Source organism: Oribacterium sp. NK2B42, assembly GCF_000424445.1.
Lineage (GTDB): Bacteria > Bacillota > Clostridia > Lachnospirales > Lachnospiraceae > Oribacterium.
On sequence record NZ_AUJX01000096.1, the window covers coordinates 1 to 1,760 of the forward strand.

1 protein-coding gene is annotated in these 1,760 nt (G+C 39.7%); it reads left to right on the plus strand.

All coding sequences use genetic code 11. The features are described from left to right. Nucleotides 1-1,760: condensation domain-containing protein (locus G625_RS20260; RefSeq protein WP_044933034.1), on the plus strand; the 1,760-nt coding region annotated here is incomplete at both ends.

Here is a 1,760-nt window from a genome sequence, read left to right on the forward strand (position 1 = left end):
CCTGTGATCGAAGTGACCATAGAAGAGATAGTCCCTGCAGAGAATGAGATGCAGGAAAAGATCCTCGACATAGCAAAAGAAGTAATCGGAACAGAAAAGACAGGCATAACTACAGATCTGTTTATGGTGGGACTGTCCTCCATAGGCTGTATTAAGTTATGCTCACTTTTATCAGATGCATTTGATGTGAACATCAAGGTAGCTGAGATATTTGAGTGCAAAAATGTAAAGAGCATAGAAGCACTTGTGAATGAAAAGAGAGATTCAGGAGAAAATACAGTATCTTATGAGCTGAGAGAAAGCTATCCGCTTACAAAGACTCAGATGGGCATATATGTAGACAGTGAAGTTTATGAAGGAACCACTGTCTATAACATACCGATTTTGTACAGCTTGGATCCTAATGTAGATTTAGAAAGACTTCGCGATGCCATAATCAAAACATTTCTTGCACATCCATATCTGTTTATGACATTGTGTGATGAGAATGGAGTTATAAGGGCTGTTAGAAACCAACCTGAAGTTTTTGACATTCAGATTAAAGACGTCATGCCTGAGCTTGATGATTTGGTTTATCCATTTGATCTTACTGCAGGTAAAAGATTGTTTAGAGTGGAACTTTTTGACACAGCAAAAGGAAAATATTTCTTTGTGGATATTCATCACATTGTCTTTGATGGATGGTCTTTGTCTGTCTTGCGTGATGATATAAATCGTGCATACAGCGGAGAAAATGTGCCGGTGGAGAAGTACACGGGATATGAGGCTGCACTGGATGAAGAAGTGGCTCTAAAGACAGACAGGCATGGTAAGGCCAAAGCATTTTATGATTCTGTCTTTTTGGGGTGTGGCGGAGAAACGATGCCTGTTAAGGATGGAAAATTTACAGAAAGTAAGATAGAGTACTCTGAATATACCGGTGAAAAGAATGCAGATGAAGTACGCGATTGTTGTATTAAAAACGGAGTTTCACTAAATGCTTTTTTTACAGCAGCGTTTGGCATGGCACTGCAAACCTATACTGCTTCTGAGGAAGTAATTTTCTCGACGATTTACAATGGCAGAAATGATTCAAGAGTGGAAAACAGTATCTCCATGTTTGTAAAGACTATGCCTGTTCGTCTAGAATTTATAGCAGAGGATTCAGTCAGAGACACCCTAAAGAAGTGCCAGAATTATCTTTTATCAGCAATGGCAAATGACATCTACAGTTTTGCAGAGATAAGTAAAGCATACGGAATAGGTGCAGATATCCTCTTTGCTTTTCAGGGAGAAGAATCAGGTTCTATGACGATAGGAGGATATCCGTCAAAAGAGATAGAATTACCATTGTCTCAGACGATGGCTCCTTTTGATGTGGATGTATATCTGATAGGAAACAAAATAGTGTATAAGGCTGCTATTGATCCAAATGTCTACAGCAGTTACACCATTAATGGTTTTTTGAAATTATTTGACAGAATTGTTTCCGGATTTATAGAAAAGGAGACTATCGGAGATATCGAACTTGTTTCTGAAGAGGATAAAAAAGACATTCTCAATCTTCATGATACAAAGTTCACAGTCAAAGAGAAGCCGGCATACAGACTGCTTCAGGACAGTGCCGAAAAGAATCCTGATAAGGTTGCGCTTGTTGCAGTTGACAGAACCCTTATCTACAGGGAACTCAACGAAGAGGCCAATGCTGTAGGTCATGCGCTCATCGCAGAGGCACGAAAGGTTCGGACTGGTTTAATCGCTGATTCTGGTCATGGACCAGA